14 protein-coding genes and 1 riboswitch are annotated in these 22,285 nt (G+C 36.0%); of the genes, 13 read left to right on the top strand and 1 reads right to left on the bottom strand.

Features of this window, described 5'->3' with window-relative positions; translation table 11 throughout:
• Positions 1-55: 55 nt before the first annotated feature.
• The 5 genes from FYJ79_RS03365 (at position 56) to FYJ79_RS03345 (ending at position 13,109) form a co-directional block, all read left to right on the top strand.
• Positions 56-1,483, top strand: a complete 1,428-nt coding sequence (locus tag FYJ79_RS03365; protein ID WP_154514556.1) for a PTS transporter subunit EIIC — start codon at positions 56-58, stop codon at positions 1,481-1,483.
• An 11-nt stretch (positions 1,484-1,494) separates the two neighbouring features.
• A complete protein-coding gene (locus FYJ79_RS03360; protein ID WP_154514555.1) occupies positions 1,495-2,319 on the top strand; it encodes a PRD domain-containing protein in 825 nt (274 codons plus the stop codon).
• A 385-nt stretch (positions 2,320-2,704) separates the two neighbouring features.
• On the top strand, positions 2,705-7,954 hold the full coding sequence (locus tag FYJ79_RS03355; RefSeq protein ID WP_154514554.1) for a beta-N-acetylglucosaminidase domain-containing protein: 5,250 nt from the start codon (positions 2,705-2,707) through the stop codon (positions 7,952-7,954).
• Positions 7,955-8,461: 507 nt separating this feature from the next.
• Positions 8,462-8,541: riboswitch (ZMP/ZTP riboswitch) on the top strand.
• Between the two features lie 51 nt (positions 8,542-8,592).
• Positions 8,593-9,771 (top strand): phosphoribosylaminoimidazolecarboxamide formyltransferase, encoded by a 1,179-nt coding sequence (locus FYJ79_RS03350; protein ID WP_154514553.1) that lies wholly within the window; start codon positions 8,593-8,595, stop codon positions 9,769-9,771.
• A 113-nt stretch (positions 9,772-9,884) separates the two neighbouring features.
• Positions 9,885-13,109 (top strand): DEAD/DEAH box helicase, encoded by a 3,225-nt coding sequence (locus FYJ79_RS03345; RefSeq protein ID WP_154514552.1) that lies wholly within the window; start codon positions 9,885-9,887, stop codon positions 13,107-13,109.
• Positions 13,110-13,296: 187 nt separating this feature from the next.
• Here FYJ79_RS03345 and FYJ79_RS03340 read toward each other — a convergent pair whose 3' ends face one another.
• Positions 13,297-15,024: an ABC-F family ATP-binding cassette domain-containing protein gene (locus FYJ79_RS03340; RefSeq protein WP_154514551.1), complete on the bottom strand. Its 1,728-nt coding sequence runs from the start codon at positions 15,022-15,024 to the stop codon at positions 13,297-13,299.
• Positions 15,025-15,132: 108 nt separating this feature from the next.
• Between FYJ79_RS03340 and FYJ79_RS03335 the strand changes: the two genes are divergently transcribed.
• The 8 genes from FYJ79_RS03335 (at position 15,133) to FYJ79_RS03300 (ending at position 22,275) form a co-directional block, all read left to right on the top strand.
• On the top strand, positions 15,133-15,423 hold the full coding sequence (locus tag FYJ79_RS03335; protein ID WP_154514550.1) for a hypothetical protein: 291 nt from the start codon (positions 15,133-15,135) through the stop codon (positions 15,421-15,423).
• A gap of 82 nt (positions 15,424-15,505) precedes the next feature.
• Entirely contained in the window at positions 15,506-15,772 is a 267-nt protein-coding gene (locus tag FYJ79_RS03330; protein ID WP_154514549.1) for a helix-turn-helix domain-containing protein, read from the top strand.
• Between the two features lie 147 nt (positions 15,773-15,919).
• Positions 15,920-16,288: a desulfoferrodoxin family protein gene (locus FYJ79_RS03325; protein WP_154514548.1), complete on the top strand. Its 369-nt coding sequence runs from the start codon at positions 15,920-15,922 to the stop codon at positions 16,286-16,288.
• Between the two features lie 38 nt (positions 16,289-16,326).
• Entirely contained in the window at positions 16,327-17,658 is a 1,332-nt protein-coding gene (locus tag FYJ79_RS03320; RefSeq protein ID WP_154514547.1) for a hybrid sensor histidine kinase/response regulator, read from the top strand.
• Positions 17,659-17,738: 80 nt separating this feature from the next.
• Positions 17,739-19,688: a PAS domain-containing hybrid sensor histidine kinase/response regulator gene (locus FYJ79_RS03315; protein WP_154514546.1), complete on the top strand. Its 1,950-nt coding sequence runs from the start codon at positions 17,739-17,741 to the stop codon at positions 19,686-19,688.
• 81 nt (positions 19,689-19,769) lie between these two features.
• Positions 19,770-20,378, top strand: a complete 609-nt coding sequence (locus FYJ79_RS03310) for a GTP pyrophosphokinase (RefSeq protein ID WP_154514545.1) — start codon at positions 19,770-19,772, stop codon at positions 20,376-20,378.
• 5 nt (positions 20,379-20,383) lie between these two features.
• The gene (locus FYJ79_RS03305; protein WP_154514544.1) at positions 20,384-21,052 is read left to right on the top strand and encodes a response regulator transcription factor; all 669 of its coding nucleotides are present in this window, start codon (positions 20,384-20,386) and stop codon (positions 21,050-21,052) included.
• An 11-nt stretch (positions 21,053-21,063) separates the two neighbouring features.
• Entirely contained in the window at positions 21,064-22,275 is a 1,212-nt protein-coding gene (locus FYJ79_RS03300; RefSeq protein ID WP_154514543.1) for a sensor histidine kinase, read from the top strand.
• Positions 22,276-22,285 lie beyond the last annotated feature (10 nt).

Genomic DNA, 22,285 nt, shown 5'->3' with positions numbered 1-22,285 from the left:
TTTTAAAACAATTAATATATAATAGTAGATAAATAAGTACAGAAAAGGAATCAATATGAGTTTTTTACAGAAGTTAGGTAAGTCCCTGATGCTTCCAGTGACTATTATGCCTTTGGCTGCATTATTAAAGGGTATTGGCTATTGGATTGATCCTATTGGGTGGGGTGTCAATAATCCATTTGCGGCATTTCTTATATTATCAGGTGGTGTAGTCATAGATCATCTTCCTATCCTTTTTGCGATTGCTGTAGCAATCGGTATGACGGATAAGAAGAGTGCATCATTGTCTTTGGCAGCAGTCATCAATTATCTCATGATTACTAAAATACTCTCTCCTGAGGGCATTTCATTGATCTCGGGTTTACATATAAGCCAAGTCTCTATTGCCTTTGGTGAGGCTGATAATGCGTTTATAGGGATTATGGTAGGATTGATTGTCGCCTTCTGTTATAAGAAGTTTAATTATATAGAAATACCTGGTCCTTTATCATTTTTTAGTGGTGAAAGATTCATTCCTATTATTTCAGGTATAATTACACTTTTATTTGCTGGTATCTTTATGTATGTCTGGCCGATGCTTTATGAAACATTTATTCATTTTGGAACATGGATGGCAGGGTTAGGACCAATCAGTGCTGGTTTATATGGATTCTTTAATAGGCTCCTTATACCAACAGGATTACATCATGCCCTTAATTCTGTTTTCTGGTTTAGTATTGCGGGTATTAATGATATTGGACGTTTCTGGGGTACAGTATCAGGAGGTATTAAAGGTGTTACTGGTATGTATCAGGCAGGATTCTACCCTGTTATGATGTTTGGTTTACCAGCAGGCGCACTCGCAATATATCAATGTGCCTCACCTGATAAAAAAAAGAAAGTAGGCGCATTAATGTTTTCAGCCGCTCTTGCATCTTTTCTAACAGGTATTACAGAACCATTAGAATTCTCTTTTATGTTTTTAGCACCGAGTTTATATATCGCCCATGCAGTAATGACCGGAATTATGATGTTTATAGCTGCATCATTTCACTGGCTCTCTGGTTTTAGCTTCTCAGCTGGTCTTATAGACTATATATTGAGTTTTAAGGCACCATTCTCCTATCATGCAAACTATTTGATCCTTTTAGGAGTCATCTGTGGTGTGCTCTATTACATTGTATTTAGAACTATGATTCTTCATTTTAATCTCATGACACCAGGACGTATGAAAGAAGAAGTTAGTACAAAACAATCATTTGATTATGATGATCTGGCTATTTGTTTTGTGGAAGCTCTTGGTGGTAGAAGTAATTGTATATCTGCAGATGCCTGTATTACACGTTTAAGAGTGGAAATAAATGACATACATTCTATTAATAAAGACGAAATATCTCAATTAGGCTATGAACATGTCACAATTGCAGGAAAGCATATTCTACAGATATTAGTAGGCACCAATGCACAGTTCATTGCGGATGCAATGAACGATATATTAATGTAAAGGGGACTATTATGAGAATTATTAAGATCTTCAACAACAATTCCATTGCGGCTATCTCACCAGAACTAGGAGATATTATCCTAACAGGTTCAGGAATAGGATTCCAGAAGAAGGTAGGGGATAGTGTTGATTCCACTAAAATAGAAAAGACATATATGTTTAAAGAAGACCCTCATAAAAGATTAGAAAGAGAAGATGATATCTCTCCTGATTGTTATGAGATGACTGATAAGATTGTCTCTCGTGCAATTAAGAAGCTTAAATCACGCTATTATGGAGAAATATTCCTCACTATGACAGATCATATCTCCTTTGCCTTAAAACGTAAGCAGGAGAATATCAGAATCCCTTATGTCGTACTTGGGGATGTAAGTATTCTTTATAAGAATGAATATGAAATTGGTTTATGGGCATTAAGCTATATTAAGAAGAAAACAGGTATTACATTAGATCTAGAAGAAGCCAACTATATAGCCTTGCATTTAGTGAACTTCTCAATGGACAATAATACTCATAATGCGACTAAGATATTAAGCTTTGTGACTGATATTATCGGTATTATTGAAAATAGTATGAAGGTGACTATTTCTCCTCAGTCACTCAGTTATGCAAGACTCTCTACGCATTTAAAATACTTAGCTGAACGTATCTTTACAGGACAGGAAATAAACTTTAAAGATACAACAGAAGACATCAGACAACTATTAAAAGAGAACTTAAGACTCTCAATGTGTATCAACCGTATTGTGAAACATATAAAAGAGAAATATAAATATGATTTATCACCGGACGAACAGACATTCTTATGTATACATATTAAACGTGTTATGGGATAAGTCGTTCACTTGAGAAAAGTAGCTGCCTCAAACTTTTGCCGAGGTAGCTATTTTTTGCGTTCTTATCAATTATCACAATTTCATAATAGAATATTAGTTATTGGTATGATTAAATTATCAATTTCATGTTCTGCTGACTTCAAATGCCTAAAAACATCATAAAATAAGGTATGAAAACGCTTGCATAATATAAAAGATACTGTTATACTGAACTAGTCAATGTGGATTGTTACTCTAAGCAGGCAAGACTAAATAAAGATTATGACATACATTTTTTGTCATACTTTATTTGGTCTTTATTTTTTGTAAAAATCCATGTTTGAATACTTATTTCATCAACTAGTAGCATGAAATTAGACAAAATATAAAAGAAAGGAGAAACAAGATGAGAGGAAAGAAAGTCATTACTTATGCAGTAAGTTTTCTTATTGCATTAGGCTGTGTATCAGCTTTTCCAATGAATGTAAAAGCTGATACAGGGTATGAAGTCTATCCTAATCCACATTCTATGAATTATAGTGATGGGGATTATGAAATGACAAGTCAGGTCAATGTTGTCTATGAAGATGGTATTGATGAAGACACAAAAGCAAGACTGAATGAAGTTCTTGCATTAAAAGGCATGAATGCAAGTGTTTCTAGTGAAAAGAAAACTGGAAAGACAAACATTCTTGTTGGTGTGAAGGGTTCTAAACAATATGTAGATTCACAATTTGGAACAACTTCAGCAGGTTTATTTGATAAACTTGATTCTTATGCTTTAAAGTCTGATAAAGGCACTATTTCTATCTTAGGTAAAGATACAGATGCTGCTTTTTATGGACTTACAAGCTTATATCACATTTTTAAACAGGTAGAGGGGAAAACAATTAGAAACTTCTCTATCGAGGATTATGCGGATGTTGCAAGCCGTGGATTTATTGAAGGTTATTATGGTAATCCATGGTCAACAGAAGATCGTTGTAAATTGATGGAATGGGGAGGCTATTATAAGCTTAACTCTTATTTCTATGCTCCTAAAGATGATCCTAAGCATAATAGTGAGTGGCGTAAACTTTATACAGAAGAAGAAATCAATACAAAAATCAAACCACTTGCAGAGGCTGGAAACAAGTCTAAATGCCGTTTCGTATTTGCCTTACATCCTTATATGTATAACGCAATCAGTTATAGCTCTGAAGAAAGATATCAGGCTGATTTAGCTGTAATGAAGGCTAAATTCAAACAGGTGATTGATGCTGGTGTACGTCAGATTGCGATTCTTGCAGATGATGCATCAAATGTTGGTGGGGCAAACTATACAAGAACTTTGACAGATATGTCTAACTGGCTAAAAGAACTTTCACCAACTTACCCTGGCTTAAAGCTTACATTACCATTCTGTACTCAGGAATATATGGGATGGGGTCAGTCTTACTATGGCAACTTCCCTGAAAACGTACAGATTATTATGACTGGTGGACGTGTATGGGGTGAAGTAACTAATAACTTTACTTCTTCATTCACTAATACTGTAGGTCGTGGTCCTTATATGTGGATCAACTGGCCATGTACTGATAACTCTAAGAAACACTTAATCATGGGTGGTTATACAACATTCCTTCATCCAGGTGTTGATCCTTCTAAGATACAGGGTATTGTATTAAACCCAATGCAGCAGTCAGAACCAAGCAAAGTCGCAATATTTGGTAATGCCTGCTATTCATGGAATATCTGGAAAACTGAAGAAGAAGCAGATAAGTGCTATAATGCATCATTCAAATATGTAGATCATAATGGTTATGAAGAAACTGAAGCATCAACTGCTTTAAGAGAATTATCTAAACATATGATCAATCAGAACATGGATGGAAGAGTGACTCGTTTAGAGGAATCTGTTGAATTAAAAGAAAAACTCAATGCATTCAAGACTAAAATATCTAAAGGTGAAAAGATCACTGATGAAGAATTTGATGACATCATCAACGAATTCACAGTATTACAGAATGCATCTAAAGTATATCGTGAAAGCGGTAATGAAAGAATCAAGTCTCAGATTGTTTACTGGTTAAACTGCTGGGATGATACAACAAATGCTGCTTTAAACTATATTAAAGGTATTAAAGCTGCACAGAATGAAGAAGATAATGCATCTATCTGGGACTATTATGCTAGTGCACAGGCTGCTTTTGAAAAGAGTAAGTCTTATGGTTTCCACTATGTAGATCATTTAGAATATGCTGAAGTAGGTGTACAGCATATCGTACCATTTATTAAATCATTGGATTCTTATTTATCTGAAGTCGTATCTACGATCGTTAATCCAGATAAACAGATTGCAAAGTATATCACTAACCGTGAAGATACTCCAGATGGTAAGGAAGATAACATCTTTGATAGTAATGCTTCTACAGAATTAGTTTACAAAAGTCCTAATACTATTTCTGCAGGTACTTACGTAGGTATCAAGTATTCTAAGGCTATTGATGTAAACCATGTAATCTTTAGAATGGGTGCGAACTCTAACCCTAGAGATACATTCTTAAAAGCGAAAGTACAATATACTACTGATGGTAAGAACTGGACTGATGTCAATGATACAGAATATGACTTACCAAACAATGTAGAATTAACAGACCTTAACCTTAAGGGTGTTAAGGGTATCCGTATGATTGCAACTGAAGACAAGAGTAACACTTGGTTAGGTGTAAGAGATATCTTAGTTAACCCAATGACTACTCCTTCATCAAGCACTGATAAGGGTACATTATCTATGACTAAGATTGATGTAAAGGGTGGTTCATTAGATAACTTATTAGATAATAATGAATCTACATATGCGCATTTTGCTGAATCTCCATATAAAGCAGGAGAAATCAAGGACTATATTCCAGTAGATGCGGCAGTGACTCTTACATTCAATAACCCTAAGAAACTAGGTACTATCAACTTCGTACAGGATAGTGGTACTGATAAGATCACTAGATATGCATTAGAATACAGTGTTGATGGAACTAACTGGAAGACATTAAAAGAATATGCTGGTGATGCTACTGTTCATTTAAATGTAGAAGATCAGAATATAACAGCTAAGGCAATTCGTGTAAGAAACCTTGAATTACATCTTTCAAGTAATACAGCAGGTTATTGGTGGAAGGCAAAGACATTCAACCATACTGATGTAGTGAATGAATATGATGACAAGGCTGTTTACACAAATACAGACTATAAATTACATTCTAAGAGTACACTAGACCAGACTGATTTAGTGTATACAAAAGAAATGACTTTAGCACCTAAACAGTATGTAGGCGTGAAGTTATCAAGAGTTAAAGATCTAAAACAGTTAGAACTTGATTATACAGGTGATGTTGTATTAGAAGCTTCAGTGAATGCACATGACTGGGTAGAAGTGAAAGACTTAAACAAGAACCTTCCAGATGCGCGTTATGTACGTTTAATCAATAAGAAGAGTTCTGATGTGAAGTTAACTATGAATAAGTTTGTGGTACATTCTACAGAAGTTACAGCACCATACTTATATAAGACAACTATGACTGTTGACCCTTCTTGGGGTGTTATAGAAGATTCTAGAAACAATGGGGCTGCATTTGATGGCAACATTGATTCTACAACTGAATTTGGTGACCTTCCACAAAAGGATCAGTATATTATCTATGACTTAGGTCAGATGAGAAATATTGATAAAATTGCCATGTATTGTCAGGATACTGCAAAGAACTATATTAGAGATGCTGTGATTAGTGTTTCTAGTGATTTAGAAAACTGGACAGATGTTGTGACAATTGGTGATGATGTTGAAAATATTGGAGATAAAGATGTTCAGTGTATCGATTCTGATGCAGGATACAGAGCATCTAGTACATATCCAAACAAAGTATATGTATCAGGCACTGCAGACCATGTTCCAGCACGTTACTTAAAAATCCTATTTACAGCATCTAACCATTCTAGAGCTGTTGTATTCAACGAAATCATGATTAATGATGGAGAATATGCACCTGAAGATAATGATCCTACATTTGATTCTAGTGTAACAGAAGCAAAAGGTTATAAACCTCAGTATATGATTGATGGTGACCTTTTAACAGCTTATAAACCAGGATCAAATAAAGCAGGTTATATCACTTATACTCTTTCTGATAAGCTTGATGTAAAGAAATTCAATATTATCCAGAAGGGTGAAATCAGCAATGCAAAGGTATATGCATTGATTGATAAAGAAGTAACAGCTAGAAATGTACCTGAAGAAGATAAAGAATGGGTACAGTTAGGTACTTTAAGAAAATCTTTAAATGAATTCTATATTCCTCATGGTAATGTATATAAGTTAAAGTTTGAATGGGAAGAAAACCATATTCCTACTATTTCTGAAATTATTACATTAACTAATGATGAATATAAGAGTGAAAGTGCTAAGGATTTGAAGAACTACATTGACTCTTTACATGTAGATGAAGATAAGTACACTGCAACAAGTTATAAAGCACATCAGACAGCAAGAACTAAAGCATTAGAAGTATATAACACTCAGATGGGTGAAAAGGATGCCTTAGAAACTGCAAAAGCTAACCTTAAAGCTTCTTATAATGCATTAGTAGTACGTGGTGATTTAAAAGCTCTCGATCAAGAAATTAAAGATATTGAAAAGCTTTCTAAAGATGACTATACAGAAGAAAGCTATAACGCATTAGAAAAAGTATTAGTAGAAGCAAAGAAACTAGTGACTAATAGAGATGCGACTGAAGATGAAGTCAATACAATGATTGAATCATTACATCAGGCTAAAGCAGGACTTGTCACTAAAGCATCTATGAGTAAACAGGAACTTAGAAACTATATCGATTCTAATAACTTAAATACTTTAGATACTTCTATTTACTTAACTTCTACAGTAAAACCGTTTAAAGAAGCATTAAAGAATGCAGAAGACATCTTAAGTAAAGAAGATGCAACTGTTATTGAAATAGAAGATGCTTATAAGGCATTACAGGATGCAAGAAAGAACTTAGTTCTTAAAGCAACTGATACAGAAATAAAAGCATTAGAAAATAGAATGGCTTCTTATAAAGAAGAAGACTATACAGCATCTAGCTGGAAAGACTTTGAACTTGCATTAAATGAAATCAAAGAAGAATTAAAAGCTGAACATACAAGTGATGAAATTGAAGCTTTAACTAATAAGTTAGAAGAAGCTTCTAAGAAGCTTGTTACTTGTGGTAATACAGCTGAACTTGAACTATTACTTGATCAGGCTAAAAAGACTGATAGTAAGTTATATACAGAAAAGAGCTATAAGAACTTATTAGACGTCATTGAAGCAACTGAAAAAGCATTAGAAAATAAGAATGAATTAACTCAGGAAGAAGTAGATGCATTAACTGAAGACTTAAGAAAAGCTATGGAAGCATTAGAAAAGTTACCAGTTACTACACCAAGTATTCCTGAAGAAAAAACTACTACTCCTTCTAAACCAGAAGAAACAACTAAACCGGAAGTAAAATCAAGTACTAAACAAGAAGTAAAACCAAGTACTAAACCAGCAACTGGTGATACTGCTATGGTAGGAGTATTCGCATTCTTCTCAATGATCTCATTATTAGGTTATGTATTATTAAAGAAGAAAGAAGCTTAATATTTTTAGGAAGAACCTCGTTGGAGGTTCTTCTTTACTCTTCTTCCATCATCTTCTTGGCAATCTTTTTTCCCAGGCTATGACTTCCTCCTCACTGTTATTATGTTGAGGAAGAAGTTCTTCCATAGTTCCTAATTTCTTGACTACCTTTGAAGTGGATTTACCATTCTTTCTAAATGATTTCTAAATGTAAAGCGATATAGAGTTCTTTGATTCTGAAATAATCAGATTCATGAGCATCATCTCCTGTGCCTGTTATAGAACACATTAGCCTATATTAGTATAATTGCTTTCACAAATTTGACAATAAAAACTTAAAAAGTATTGATATAATCAACGTTTTGAGCAATTTGGTTAGTGAAAAATTGGAGACAACTGTCAAACTCCCGTGATAGAAAGAATATATTATAATAAGGATGGAGAAGAAAGATATTCAATACTGATGAAGGTGGTTTTTGAAATTTCTAGAAATATTCTTGATTGAAAGAAGAAATCATAATATATTATAGGTAGTTATACGACTGGCGGAAGTGGAATTAACCACATGAAGTATAATCGTTGTAGAGCCGACCGTCTGGGCACGAAGAAGCGCCAGGGGTAGTAGGCTCTTTTTTCGTAAAATTGAATAGGAGGATAAAATGAAGGAACTTGAATTGAAGTATGGCTGTAATCCTAATCAAAAGCCAGCACGCGTTTTCATGGAAGATGGGGATCTTCCTTTTACAGTGTTGAATGGTAAGCCAGGTTACATCAACTTACTTGATGCTCTTAATAGCTGGCAGCTAGTCAAAGAAGTCAAGAAGGCAACAGGCGAAGTCTGTGCGGCAAGCTTTAAGCATGTATCTCCTGCAGGGGTAGCAGTGGGTACACCATTAAGTGAAGTTGAAAGACAAATGTATTTCGTAAAAGAATCTAATGAAGAACTTACACCAGTCGCAAATGCTTATATCAAAGCTAGGGGTAGTGACCGTATGAGCAGTTATGGTGATTTCTGTGCATTAAGTGATGTCTGTGATGCTGTAACTGCCAAGCTGATTAAGAGAGAAGTCAGCGATGGTATTATTGCTCCTGGATATACTGATGAAGCATTAGAAATCTTAAAGACAAAGAAACGTGGTAACTATTGTGTTATTCAGATTGATCCTAACTATGTACCAAATGAAATAGAGAGAAAACAGGTTTTTGGTGTAACTTTTGAACAAGGTAGAAATAATATTGAAATTACACCGGATTTATTCACTGATATTGTTTCTGAAAATAAAGACTTACCTGACTTTGCGATAAGAGATCTTATTATCTCAATGATCACTTTAAAATATACACAGTCTAACTCTGTATGTTATGTCAAAGATGGACAGGCAATTGGTATTGGTGCTGGTCAGCAGAGTCGTATTCATTGTACACGTTTAGCTGGTGATAAAGCTGATAAATGGTATTTAAGACAGTCACCACAAGTATTAAATCTTCAATTCGTTGATACTTTAAAACGTGCTGAACGTGATAATGCGATTGATGTCTATCTTTCTGAAGACTGGGAAGATGTCAATGGTGATGATAACTGGCAGGAAACATTCAAAGTCCGTCCAGAAGTCTTTACAAGACAGGCTCAGAAAGAATGGCTTAAGACAAATAAGAATGTTGTTTTAGGTTCAGATGCTTTCTTCCCATTTGGGGATAATATTGAAAGAGCCCATCGTTCTGGTGTTGTCTATGTTGGTGAAGCAGGCGGTTCAGTACGTGATGATCATGTAATTGAAGTAGCTAATAAATATCATATGGTTCTTGCCTTCACACATCTACGTTTATTCCATCATTAATAAGAGTAAGAGCAGTCCTGATTGCAGGGGACTGCTTTTTTAGTGTTTTTTGTAGTCATTCATAGAGTAGACATGATATAATAATTTGAATGAAAAAAGGGGAATGAAGAGAAATGCTTTTTATTACTGATGGAGAATTCTTACGTACTGTCTCACAAAAGAGAAACCAATACTTAGCTCATAAGCTCTATGATTCCGGTGCTGTAACCCGTATTCATATTGAGTTTATTCATGATCGCTATGAAATCGTTGGGACAGTATTCGTAAATGATACAATTTATACACCACATATCTATGTTACTAAGTACTCCAAGATTATTGAAACAAGCTGTGATTGTGATTTCTATGATCCTTATACAGCCTGTGCCCATGCTGGTGCTGTTATTCTTGCCGTACAAGACCTTGCCCCAAGTCAATTCCCATTTGATTATGAAGCTGATGCTTCAGCTGCACGTAAACGCCAACAAGAAGCGGCATTGACCTATCAGGAACGATTGCGCCGTGAATGGGAAGACAGACGTATTAGTGCACTTGAAAGTGTCTCTGAGACTTTAACGAATGATCTTCGTAACCAGATGTATCAAACATTTTCTGAAAGCCATGAACCTGTGCATATTATGGCTTATCATGACAATCGTAACTATTCGACAATTCGCTTTAAGGTTGGTCGTGATCGCTATTATATTATTAAGGATCTTAAGCAGTTTGTGGAACGTATGGATCATCATGACTATTATAGCTATGGGAAGAACTTTTCCTGGATTCATGATTATCAGGATCTTGATGAAAAGAGTCGAAAAATCTATGACTTCATGCGCACACAGCTCCCATCCAATGACAATTACTACTATGGTGATCAAGCACTTGTGTTTAGCGGTCCAATGATGGATGCACTCGATAGCTTGCTTAAAGACAATCCCCAAGCTGTCAAAGATCTTTCAATGGTTGCAGATGAACAAAAGATGATTATCAATACAACCCGTAATGATCGTGATGTCATTTATCATTTGAATCATAATCATGAAAATGTTCATAGTTATTATGCAGGTAAGAATAATATCTATTACTTTACTTATGATCGACCACAGCATTTAATTATTCATTGTCTACATGGTGATCAAAGAGGTATCTTTGTGAGAGTGATTAAAGCTTTTGATCAAAATGATGGAGGGATTTATGTTCCATTAAATAAAGAACAGGACTTCTATCGCTATCTTATTTCTCCAATTAAGGACATTATTGATTTTCAGGGAGATATTGATCTCAAAGAAGAAGATCGTCTAGAAATTTATGGTGATATCAATACAGAAGAAGAAGCTTTCTTCAATGTCATGGGTGTTTATAGCGAAGAAAAAGTGAATTTAATAGAAAAGCCTGATACACCACATTCAGCAACAGCCGACCTCGTCTTAAAATATCTTGAAGACCATGCTACTGCTCATGATGATCACTTTTATTATTTTGATACAAGAGTTGCAGAAACAATGGAATTCTTAGATCGTGGTATTGCTTTTTTGCAGAATTATGCCGATATTTATGTTTCTGATAACCTGAAAAAGATTGGCACAAAGGCAAAGATGAAGGTTAAGGTCGGAATTACAGTATCCAACAACTTACTCTCTCTTGATATTGATTCAATTGGTATTCCTAAAGAAGAGCTTGCTGCTGTGATGAATAGCTTTAAGAAGAAAAAGAAATATCATAAGTTAAAAAGTGGTGAGATGATTTATATTGAGAGTGATGAATTAGCTGAAGTTAATGATATGATGGATCGTTATCATTTAGTGCCTAAGGACTTAAAAGATGGCCATGTGGATATGAATCTTAATCGTGCCTATTCTCTTGATATGACAGCTGATGAAATGCATCATGTAGAAGTCAATCGCTCGGAAGCTTTTAAAGATATTATTGATGAACTGACAAACTATAAAGCCCATCGTCATAGCATTAATGATCAGTTTAGTCATATCTTACGTGATTATCAGAAAGATGGTTATCAATGGTTGAGTACGATGACGGATTTACATTTCGGTGGTATTCTTGCTGATGATATGGGTTTAGGTAAGACATTGCAGATGATTGCCTTATTAGAAAATCAAAAAGAACACTTTACGATTGTTGTTTGTCCAAGTTCGCTTGTCTTGAACTGGAATGATGAATTTGCGAAATTCTCTTCCCATCTACGCAATGTCTGTGTCATGGGTTCAGCAAGTAAGCGTAAAGAAATCATTGAACATGCCAAGGACTATGATGTCTTAGTGACAAGTTATGACTATATTCGCAGGGATGTGGATTTATATAAGGATCTCAATTTTGATTTTGTGATTCTTGATGAAGCACAATATATCAAGAACCAGCAAACCAAGAATGCCCAGTCTGTCAAAGAACTTCAGGGTAAGCAGAAGTTTGCCTTAACAGGTACGCCTATTGAGAACTCTTTAGCTGAATTATGGAGTATTTTTGATTTTTTGAATAAGGGCTATCTCTTTACCTACAACTATTTCAAGAAGGCTTATGAAGGTCCGATTGTACGTTCACATGATGAAGAAAAGAGTGAGGAATTAAAGAAACTGATTTCACCATTCATTCTCCGTCGTACAAAGAAAGAAGTTTTAACAGAATTACCGGATAAGGTTGAAAAAACGCTGACGATTGACTTTGAAGAAGATGAACGTAAAATCTACTATGCCCATCTTGCCCAAGCCAATAAAGAACTTGCCAGCATGGACAGCAAGAAAGACCGTATTCAAATTCTTGCTATGTTGACAAGACTGAGACAGCTTTGTTGTGAACCAAGAATGGTCATTGATGATTTCAAACATATCTCTTCTAAAATGGAAGCAGCTCTTGATCTTATTGATACCTATCATGAAAACAATAAGAAATGTATTGTCTTCTCTTCATTCACCCAGGTATTGGATTTAATGGCGAGAGAATTGCATGAACGTGGTATTAAATATTATATGTTGACAGGTTCAACGACAAAACAAAAGCGAAAACAAAGAGTGGATGCTTTCCAAAATGATGATACAACGGTCTTCCTGATTTCCTTAAAAGCAGGGGGAACAGGTTTGAATCTTACAGCTGCAGAAGGCGTCATTCACTTCGACCCATGGTGGAATATGTCGGCCCAGTCACAGGCAACTGACAGAGCTCACCGTATTGGCCAGAAGAATACTGTCTTTGTCTATAAGCTCATTATGAAGGATTCTATTGAAGAAAAGATTCAGAATATCCAAGAACAGAAGAAGAATCTTGCCGATACTTTTGTCGAAGGTAATGAAGGTGTTATTACTTCAATGACAAATGATGAAATTATGAGTTTATTTGAAGAATAAGAAAAAGCTTACTCTTGATGGAGTAGGCTTTTATTCTGCCTTTCTTGATCATCAATAACTTACACTTATTTCGTCTGATACTTGAGGAATCTTTTCTTAAAGGGCTAATCGAATAATGTTTGTCAGCATAAGTCGTAGGTGCTATGTCCTTTTACTAACGAAAATGATACAAGAAAAGAGGAAGACATTAGCCTTCCTCTATTTCCAGTAATTCTAAATAGCGTAAATTCTTTTCTTCCAAGCCTTCCTCAAGTGCATCACGTTCTTTTGTCAGTTGATCCATTTCATTAAAGTCTGTCAGGTCATTCATTTTTTCATCAATATCCTTGATTCTCTGCTCATCTTCAGGAATGGATTGAGAGAGTTCTTGAAGTTCTTTCTGTTCACTAAAGCTGAGCTTCTTTTTACGGGTTGCTTTATTAGCTTCTTTGTAAGCTTCTTTGTTGGAGACTTTGGTTTCTTTGTCTTCTTCGATAGAAATAGTATCGCTGTAGCCTCCATTATGATAAGTGATGGTCTGATTCTTAAAGACAAATAATCCATCAGCAATACGATCAAGGAAATAACGGTCATGACTGACAGTAATGACAATCCCTTTAAAGTTATCAAGATAATCTTCAAGTATACTAATGGTTTCAATGTCTAAGTCATTTGTAGGTTCATCAAGAAGCAGTACATTAGGACCTTCCATCAATACTTTCAATAGATACAAACGTCTTCTTTCACCACCGGATAAGCGACCAATAAGAGTATATTGGGCATGGTCATCAAAGAGAAAACGCTCACACATATTTCTCGCCGTAAGAATACCATCAGCTGTCTCTAGGGCATCGCTTGTTTCACGAACGTAATCAATGACACGCATGTTTTCATCCATCTCACCAACACCTTGCTTGAAGTAGCCAATCTTGATAGTGCTCCCTCTTTCAATCTCACCATCATAATCATTTATTTCCCCGGCAATCATATTCATCAATGTACTCTTACCACAACCATTAACACCAAGAATACCAATTCGGTCATAACGCTTGAATAAATAACTGAAAGGCTTAAACAACAAATGGTTGCCAAAAGACTTAGAAACATTCTTAAGTTCGATAGTCTTTGTGCCAAGACGACTGGCTGTATTAATCATTTCGACATTATTAACATCTTTGATGGATGCAATTTGAGAAAGCTTCTCAAAGCGTTGTAAACGGCCTTTTTGTTTTGTGCTTCTTGCCTGGGCGCCAGCTCGAACCCATTCAAGTTCCTTTTTCAAGAACTGTTCACGTTTATGCTGGGCAGCAAGATCAGTTGCTTCACGCTCTGCTTTTTGTTTTAAGAAGGATTCATAATTGCCTTCATAGCTATAAAGCTGACCACGATCAAGCTCCAACATACGATTGGTAATACGCTCTAAGAAGTAACGGTCATGGGTAACCATGAGAATAGCTTTGTTGAATTTCTTGAGAGTTTTTTCTAGATATTCAATCATTGTTGTATCAAGGTGGTTGGTCGGTTCATCAAGAATTAATAAATCACAATCATTCAACATCACACAGGCCAGTGCTAAACGTTTCTTCTGCCCTCCTGATAATGGTCCAACAAGACTGTCATAATCCTCTAAGCCAAAGCGATTAAGGGAAGCTTTGAGTTCGAACTCTTTAGCGCCTGGGGAAAGCTTTTGAGCTTGTTGGAGAATTGTTAAGCTGTCATTGAGATCGGGTGTTTGAGGAAGGTAGGAAATACGTGTATCTTTCTTAAAACTGATATCACCTTGGCGATTGGCAATCATTTTAAGAAGGGTGCTCTTACCGGTGCCATTGACCCCAATTAAGGCAAGATGGTCGGTTTCTTCGATAATAAATTGGAGATGTGAGAAGAGTGTTCTTTCTCCAATAGAATAAGATAAATCATTAATTGCTGCTAACATAAAATCACTCCTGTTTGCCCCACATTATAGCATATTCTAGAGCGTGTACAAAGATATCCATTTGTATTATAATTGGAGAAGAATGAGAGCTGAGAAGGACGAGAAGGTATGGAAAGATCATTTATGAAGTTTTCTGGTATTATCAAAGATATTACATCAAAATCCAATTCTACCTTCAATCGTCAATTTGAATATATTGGACTCTATGGACTTGTTGAAATTCTCTATAGTCGTACTTCCAACTATACTTTGGTCTTTGCGGTTTTTAAAGGTGCAACAAAACCCTATCATTATATTAAAACAACACCAGGTAATCTTACTCAGGGACAAAATGGCTATGTCTATCTCACAACAGCACATCATCGTTATGTTTTTGAGATTGTTGAAAGCTATAAATAATATTAATCTACTGATAAATGTGACTTATAATCAGTTGTTAAGAAACAATTAAAAAACTAAACTATTTCTAGGTGATTGAAAAATGAAGAAGGAATTCACTGTAGAGTATCAACAAGTATTAGTTGGTATGAGAATTCGTGAATTACGTAAGAAGCAGGGGATGTCCCAGGAAGCTCTTGCGTTAAAGAGTGGTGTTGATCGTACATATATCACGACACTAGAAGCTGGTACTAGAAATATGAGTATTGTTTCAGTTTCTAAGGTATGTCATGGCTTAAGCATTTCACTTGAAGAATTCTTTACAAGCCCCTTATTTGAACAATTGATACAAGATGATACTGATGAATAAAAAGGGTCTCTGAGCGTTGAAATTGGGTAGGAGACTTTTTTTATTTGCCTAAAAACAGGAGTTTTATTTTTTTAAGCAATTTCATATAAGTATCTATGAAAATGTGATACAATTTGAATATATAAATAAGACAAGGAGGAAATGAAAATGAAATTTTTAAGATGTAACCATTGCGGTAATATTGTTACTTATGTTGATGAAAAAACATGTATTCCATCATGTTGTGGTGAACAGATGGAGGTCTTAGTGCCTAATACAACAGATGCAGCGAATGAAAAGCATGTTCCTGTATATACTGTTGAAGGTCAGAAAGTGAATGTTGTTGTTGGTAGTGTTGAACATCCAATGCTTGAAGAACATTCTATTCAGTGGATTGCTGTTGAGACAAATAAAGGAGCTCAGATTAAATATTTAAAACCTGGTGAAAAACCAGCTGCTCAGTTTGTATTAGCTGAAGGTGAAGAAGTTGTTCATGTTTATGAATATTGCAATCTTCATGGTTTATGGATGGCTTAAGAAAGCATAATATGAACTAATGTTGAGGAGATGATGTTATGGTAAAGGGGAAAATGAAGTCTTTGCTGGTCATTCTAGCAGTTGGAACTTTAGCTGTAATGGGTGTTGCGGCACTTATTATGTTCAACTTGCCACAATTGCCAATGTCAGCAGTTTATCTTGTCATGGGAATGGGTGTTGTTGAAGAAATACTTATTCTTTGCGTCACTTGTTACTATAGAAAGCATGAAGACTTCAATGCCAATGTGACGAATATGCAGAATGTTGCTTTTTCAAGAGCAAGCAGGGATATTCGAACATTGATGAATTCCATTCTTAACTTTTCATCTCCTGAACTTATTGAGAATTACAATCCTCAGGAAATGTTGAATAGTCTTACAAAGATTAATAATGCTGGTCTTTATTTAATGACTGTTGTGGATGATTTAATGGCCACATATCATGTTTCTGACCAACAGATTGTCCTTAAGGAAAATCCAACTACGATTGAGAATGTCTTTAATCCTATTGTAGAATTAGTAACAGAACGCTTTACAAGTAAGAATCAGGTCTTTGATGTGGAATATATCAATATTGATAAATTCCGTTATGTGCTTGTCGATGCCCCAAGAGTTCAGCAGATTGTTATGAATCTATTAACCAATGCGAATAAATATACACCTGAAGGTGGGCATATTCTTTTCAGGGTTGAAGGCGTTAGTGGTGAAGGCGAAAGTCTTGATATTACAATCACAGTAAAGGATAATGGAAAGGGCATGAGTAAGCGTAAGCTGAATAACTTATTTAAGGCTGATCCTAAACAAACATTCGATAAAGGACATTATGAACTTGGTTTAGCGATTGTTGCATCGCTAGTTAAACAGATGAATGGCACCATTTCATGTCATTCACAAGAGAATCAGGGTAGTGAATTTGTAGTAAAATTCCAGTGGACTTATTGTCATAAGAATAGTTTTGCTTCGACAATACGAGATTTCTCTGTTTTAAGAGGAAAGAATATTCTTGTTGTTGAAGATAATGAAATGAATGCTGAAATCACTAAAGCTATTCTTGAGAAGAAAGGCATGATGATGGATTATGCGAAAGATGGTGCTGAAGGTGTTGCCATGTTCACCCATGCTATGCCGCATACATATGATGCCATTTTGATGGATATTCGTATGCCGGTTATGGATGGCATTGAGGCTTGTAAGAAGATTCGTTATTCTACACATCCTGAATCAAGTATTATTCCTATTATTGCGATGACAGCGGATGTCTTTGAAGCAGATTATCAAAGTAGTACGGATGCAGGTATGGATGGCTATATCACAAAGCCTCTTGATCCTGAGGAATTATATATTACATTAAGTAATGCGATTAGAAGTTAGGGATTATTCTCTAACTTTTTCTTTTCTTTTCACAGACTTCATGTTTGAGCTATACTATTGTCATAAAGGTGGTGAGTGAAATGCGTAATTTTAAAGAAAATCAATCATTTATAGAAAGCTCAAGATGTCCTTTTGTGATACTTGATACAACAGATCGAAAGATGAATGTTGTTCTTCTGTCAAAAGGGTTGAAAGAATATATGGGCTTGAATGATGATGAATTAAAGAATGTCATTGAACGATTTAAGCTCTATCCTGAATATTTTATTTATAATGAAGATCTTTATGCCTTAAGAACAGGTTTGCGTTATGTCTATGATCATCGTGATGAGGAAATGCGTGTGCGTTTTCGCTTTCACTTGCGCCAGGAAGATCCTTATATTTGGTTTATGAGCTATGGGCAGTATTTCAATGACCAGGAGGATAGCTACTTGATGCTTGAACTCCACAATATTGAGAATGAACAAAGAGAATTACGTAGTGCTCTTAAGAGCTCGGTACAATCCCATGCTTTACTTGAAAAGATCCTTGATACAACCCAGACGAATATCTTCTGGAAGGACAATCAGCGACGCTTCCTGGGGGCCAATAAAGCCTTCTTGCAGTATTATGGCTTTAATTCCCTGGACGATATTCTTGGCAAGACGGATGAAGATATGGGCTGGCATAATGATCCTGGTCCTTTCAAGAATGATGAAAAGCGAGTGATAGAATATGGTGAAAGTACGCACCGTGTTCATGGTCGTTGTGTGATTCGTGGTCAGGAATGTGATATTGTGGCTTCAAAATCACCACTCTATATTGATGGTGAGATTGCGGGATTGGTGGGAAGCTTTGAGGATGTCAGTGCTGAATATCGCCAACAAGCCCAAATCCAGAAGCTGAATAGTGCTCTTGAAACAGCCTTAAAAAATGAAGAAAAAGCGAATAAGGCAAAGAGTGAATTCATGGCGAGAATGAGTCATGATATGCGTACTCCCCTGACAACCATCATTGGATTAAGTGAACTGGCTTTAAAATCTGAAAGTTGCCAGGATAAGGAAACGATGTCCAAGATTATGGATGCTTCACATTATTTATTAGAACTGATCAATGATGTATTAGCGAGTGAGAAGTTTGATAGCGGGAAAATGGAACTCTATGAGGGAACATGGAAACATGATGCGATTATGAATTCTATTTATAATATCGTTAAGCCATCAGCTGATCGTAATAAGCATACGTTTATCTTGGATCTTGAGAAGGATGTGGGTGATATTGTTATTGATCGTAAGTGGTTGATGCAGATCTTGATTAATATCTTAAATAATGCGATTAAATATACACCGGATGGTGGACGCATAGAATGGCATGAACGTATTTATGAAGAAGATGGCAAGATGATTATGGAACATCAAATCACTGATAATGGGGTTGGTATTTCAGAAGAATTTGTGAAGAACAAACTCTATGAGCCTTTCAGCCAAGAACGTAATCCTCTCACCAAATCACGGACCTCCAATGGTTTAGGCCTTTCGATAGTCAAGAAGGCTGTGGATATGTTTGGAGGCAGTATTGTTTGTCATTCTAAGCTGCATGAAGGTACAACATTTGTTTTACGTATTCCTTTTACATATGGTGAAAGTCATGTAGAGGAAGAGAAACATCGTGTGAATTTAGAAGGACGACGTGTCTTGATTTGTGAAGATGTGGCTATTAATGCGATGATTGTGAAAGCAATGCTTGAAAGTGTGAAGATTGATGCGGATATTGCGGAAGATGGCTTGGCGGGTTTGCAGAAAGCACATCAAAACAACTATGATATGATTCTTATGGATATGAAGATGCCGCGTCTTGACGGACTTAGGACAACCCAGGAATTAAGGAGAATGGGTTATCGTAAGCCAATCATTGCCTTAAGCGCAAATACATTTCAAGAAGATCTGGAAAACTGTCAAAAAGCAGGTATGAATGATTTCTTAGAAAAACCAGTAACATTAGAAAAACTTATCGAAATGATGGAGAAATATGTTGATAAAGAGTTTGTGTAAGCAAGCTCTTTTTTGTGTGAAATTATCAAAGGAAACATTTCCTTCATACTTATGTGTTAGAATAAATGCGAGGTGTTGGAAATGTCTATATATGGTGAATACTTACCTGCTCTTAAAGATGTAATGGGCAGGATTGTAGAGAAAATAGAAAGTTTTAATGCATATTATCAAAAGGAATATGGTGAACCACTCTATGAACATTTAAATTATCGTATTAAGAGTGAAGATTCAATGTTGGAAAAACTACAAAGAAAAAAGCTTGAACCAACAACATATAATGCCCTAGTGACATTAAAGGATGCGATTGGCTTACGTATTGTCACGACATTTGTGGATGATGTCTTTGAAGTTGTGCGTTTGATTAAAGATTTAGAATTTGTGCATGTTGTTGAAGAGAAGGACTATATCTCGCACGCTAAAGAGAATGGTTATCGTTCCTACCACATGATTATTCAAGTCACAAGCCCACAAAAAGATATTCTTGGACATCAGCCAGGATCATTCTATGTCGAAATACAGATCAGAACAATTGCGATGGATTCCTGGGCAGCCTTGGAACATCAAATGAGCTATAAAAAAGATATTAAGAATCGTGAACTGATTTCTTCGGAATTAAAAAGAGTGGCGGATGAATTAGCAAGCTGTGATCTTTCCATGCAGACAATCAGGGATCTTATTAATAGGAGTTGAGTGATATGAAGATATTGTTAGCTGAAGATGAACATGATTTAAAAAGGGCTTTGGTCGCTGTTTTAACCCATACGGGCTATGATGTTGATGCGGTAGAAAATGGGGCTGAGGCTGTGAAGTTTGCCTCAAAGTATGCCTATGATTGCATGGTGCTTGATATCATGATGCCAGTGATGAATGGAATGGAAGCTTTAAGCAAGATACGTGAAGCAGGAGATCGCACACCGGTGATTTTCCTTACGGCCAAGGCTGAAGTAGAAGATCGTATTAATGGGCTGGATGCTGGTGCTGATGACTATTTGACCAAGCCTTTTGCGATTGGTGAACTGATTGCCCGAATAAAGAGTCTGACAAGACGACAGGAGACATATACGCCTAAAGTGCTTGAAGCAGGTAATGTGACTTTGGATATTAATGAACAAGAAATCAAGTGTGAGAATGCTGTAAGACTGGGCGTGAAGGAAGCAAAGCTAATGGAGTATTTTATGTTGAATAAGGGCAAGATGCTTTCAACAGATATGATATTCAATCATGTCTGGAAAGACGATGATGATGCATCGATTGATCTTGTCTATGTCTATGTCTCTTATTTGAATAGTAAGCTCAATGCGATTGGCTCTAGTGTGATGATTGAAGGTGAAGAAGGTGCACAATATCATTTAGTTAAGAGATAGGTGGTGGGAAGATGATTAGAAGATTAAGGTGGCAGTTTATTGGCTCGGCTTCGATTGCCTTGCTGGTGGTGCTTGTTACTATCATTGGGATTATTAATTCAGCCATTCATGAACGTGCCTATAACCGTATCTATACAACATTGGATTATATTGTTGAACATGATGGCTATTTACCTAAAGTTAAAGAACAGGATGAAGACAATGCCTATTTCACACCTGAAACATCCTATGAAACACGTTATTTTACGATGGTCTTCAATAAAGATGGTTCGCTTGCGAAAGCTTCAATGGATAAAGTAGCGGCAATTACAAAGGAAGATGCCATTGCTTTAACAAAGAAGGTGGATGATGATCGAGGTAAAATAAAATATGCGGATCTCATCTATTTTTATAGGGTTGTAACGAAGAAGGATGGCAGTAGGATGATTGTCTTTATTGATGGCACTAATCAAGCTTCTTTCGCTTCTTCAATGTTTTCAATGAGCTTATGGCTCGGCTTTCTTTCTTTTGCGGGGTTCTTTACCTTGGTATGCTTGCTTTCAGGTAAGGCTATTAAGCCCATTATCCGCTCTCAGCAGCAACAAAAACAATTTATTACCAATGCTGGCCATGAACTAAAGACCCCTTTAGCGGTCATTAGTGCGAACACAGAAGTCATGGAAATGATGAATGGCAAGAATGAATGGACTCAGAGTACAATGAAACAAGTCAAACGCTTATCAGGTCTGGTTGCAGAATTGGTGACTATCGCCCGTCTTGATGAACGTGAAGATATTGTGCTCGAACAGTTTGATTATTCAGAGACACTTAAGAGTGTCGCGAAGGATTTCCAGCCTGTTGCAGCAGGTGAGAATTTAACACTGAAAACAGATATTGAAGATCTTGTCTTTGTCAAGGCAGATAAAAAACGATTGCATGAACTAGCCAATATTCTTGTTGATAATGCTATTAAATATTGTGATGAAAAGGGAACAGTGTATATCACTTTAAGCAAGGGTAGACGTGTGCGTTTAACTGTCTCAAATGATTATCGTAATGGTGCTAATGTGGATTATTCTCGTTTCTTTGAACGCTTCTATCGTGCCGATAGTTCTCATACGCGAATTAGTAAAGGCGGTTATGGTATTGGCTTGTCGATGGCTGAATCTATTGTTGCGGCATGTAAGGGCAAGATCAGTGTGAGCTGGAAAGATAACGTGATTACTTTTGAAGTGCTCTTATAATCTTGTGAGA

Origin of the sequence: Sharpea porci, from assembly GCF_009695655.1 — a bacterium.
GTDB classification, from domain to species: Bacteria; Bacillota_I; Bacilli_A; order Erysipelotrichales; family Coprobacillaceae; genus Sharpea; species Sharpea porci.
Note: the sequence above shows the minus strand (reverse complement) of the source record. Positions and strands in the feature narration are given on the sequence as shown.